The organism is Streptomyces chiangmaiensis (genome assembly GCF_036281785.1).
Taxonomy (GTDB): Bacteria; Actinomycetota; Actinomycetes; order Streptomycetales; family Streptomycetaceae; genus Streptomyces; species Streptomyces chiangmaiensis.
Genome location: NZ_JAYWVC010000479.1, coordinates 1 through 2,288 on the forward strand (window position 1 = coordinate 1; position 2,288 = coordinate 2,288).

1 protein-coding gene and 2 pseudogenes are annotated in these 2,288 nt (G+C 67.7%); 2 read left to right on the top strand and 1 reads right to left on the bottom strand.

The features are described from left to right. Positions 1-113: 113 nt before the first annotated feature. A pseudogene (locus tag VXC91_RS47520) lies at positions 114-734 on the bottom strand (IS701 family transposase); the annotation flags it as partial. A 66-nt stretch (positions 735-800) separates the two neighbouring features. On the opposite strand from VXC91_RS47520, the pseudogene VXC91_RS44665 reads away from it, so the two are divergent. Together VXC91_RS44665 and VXC91_RS44670 are read left to right on the top strand one after the other, a co-directional pair. Continuing rightward, positions 801-2,011, top strand: a pseudogene (locus VXC91_RS44665) (IS3 family transposase). After that, positions 2,008-2,178, top strand: a complete 171-nt coding sequence (locus tag VXC91_RS44670) for a hypothetical protein (protein ID WP_329513059.1) — start codon at positions 2,008-2,010, stop codon at positions 2,176-2,178. The pseudogene VXC91_RS44665 and the gene VXC91_RS44670 overlap by 4 nt, the downstream one beginning before the upstream one ends. The last annotated feature ends 110 nt before the right edge of the window (positions 2,179-2,288 follow it).

Genomic DNA, 2,288 nt, shown 5'->3' on the forward strand with positions numbered 1-2,288 from the left:
CGATGGTGCATCGGGGGCGGTCTTGGCGGACCGCCCCTCCAACGAGTGGGTTCGTCGCCGGTAGTGGCAGTGCCGGGCGACGGCTTGGCGCCTGCGCCGCCATTGCGACCAGCTCACTGTGTGGAGGCGAAGCGGTAGGCGGGGTCGGGGTGCGGGGCGAGTTGCCAGGAGCCGGCGGACTTCCGCCACGGTGAGCGGAGTCAGCGGGCCGGAACCGTTTCTGCATCCCCTTTTGCGGCCGCCTGGGCCGCCGTGGCGGCGAGGAAGGCGTGGGCGAGCATGGACAGGGTGATGTGCCGCATCCAGCCCACGTATCGGCGGACTTCGTACTGGTCCAGGCCGCATTCGTTCTTTGCGGCCTGGAAGCATTCCTCGATCGCCCACCGGCGCCCGGCGACCTGCACGAGCCGGTCGACGTCAGTGCCCACCGGGGCATAGCCGAGGTAGTAGGCGATCTCGTCGGGCCTGTTGATGCTGCGCCGGGCCAACGCCCAGCGTTGATGGGTGGGCCGGTCGCCGTCGAAGTCCTCGATCGTGGGGAGTTGGACGGCGGCCCAGTGGTAGACGCGCGGGCCTTTGGCGCCGTTGCCGCACGAGCGCTTCCCCTATGCTTCGTCCGGTGCCTGCGTGAACAGGTGGTCGATGCGGCCGAAGCGCGGCACCTGCTGGGACTTCGGGACGGCCAGGACGTAGCCGATGCCGGTCTCTTCCAGCAGGCGGCGAAAGCGCATCTCTGAGGCTGATCCTTTGGAGTGGACACCCTGACAATGGATCTTGAAGGTCCAGGGAGGGATGCCCAGGTGGGACGCCAGTCTCCATACCCGGAGGAGTTCCGGAAAGACGCCGTCGCGCTCTACCGCGCGTCCGGCGGCAAGCGCACGTACGCGGCGGTGGCCGCGGATCTCGGGATCACCGGGGAGACGCTGCGCACGTGGGTCCGCAAGGACGCCAGCCGGTCCGCGCCCGAGCCGTCAGGCGGCAGTGTGCCCAGTCCGGCCGAGGAACTGGTCCGGTTGCGGGCCGAGAACCAGCGGCTACTCAAGGCCGAGAAGGAGTGGCAGCTGGAGCGAGAGATCTTGCGCCGGGCAGCCGCCTATTTCACTCGGGAGGTGAAGTGAGACCCCACCGCTGGGACTTCATCTCTGCCAACCGCGCCGCCTTCGGCGTGAAGCGGATATGCCGGGTCCTGGGCGTCTCCCGCTCCGGCTACTACCGGCACCAGGCCACCGCACAGGCACGCGCCGCGCGCCAGGCCGAGCAGGCTGCCGCAGTCGCCGAGATCCGCGCCATCCATGCCGAACACCACGGCGCCTACGGCGCCCCGCGCATCCATGCCGAACTCCGTTCGCGGGGTCGGAAGATCAACCGCAAGCGTGTCACGCGCCTGATGCGCATCCATCAGATCGTCGGCCGTCACCTGCGCCGCACCAAGCGCACCACGATCACGGACAAGACGGCCCCGCCCGCACCGGACCTGGTCATGCGCGACTTCACCGCAAGCACGTTGAACACCAGGTGGTGCGGCGACATCACGTATGTCGCCGTCGGCTCGACATGGCTGTATCTGGCCACGGTCATCGACATCTGCTCGCGCCGGGTGATCGGCTGGTCCATCGCCGACCACATGCGCACCCAGCTCGTCACCGACGCGATCGAAATGGCGGTGGCCGCTCGCGGCGGCCAGGTCGACGGCGTTGTGTTTCACACGGACAGGGGCGCGCAATATACGGCGGCGGCCTTCACCGAGGTCTGCCGCCACCACGGCATCCGCCGCAGCACGGGTCGCGTCGGCTCGAGTTACGACAACGCCCTGGCCGAGTCGTTCTTCCAGGGCCTGAAACGGGAGCTGCTCCACGGGCGACGCCTAACCTCGAAGGCGCAGACACGGCTGGAGCTGTTCCACTGACTGGCCTACTACAACCGGCGCCGCCGCCACTCCGCCCTCGGCTACCTCACACCAGCCGAGTTCGAACAACAACTGACCTCAGCACGTACGCTGTCACTCGCATGAAACCCGGTGTCACTCCCAAGGTTGAACCTCAGACGATCGACTGGGAGCACCGCTGGCACGCAACCAGCCACGGCATGATCACCCGTCGCGACGAACTCATCGAAGAACTTGGCGAGGAACGCGCAGTCGCCACGATCGCCGAGTTACAGCGCCAACTGGACAATTAGCCCCCATTGGCCACCCGCCGCATCCTGGTCATTGCCACGCACCGGTGACCGGCCCAACCCTTTGAGCAGCCGTTACTGACCCACGCTCCCAGTGAGGCCAGCCTCGGACC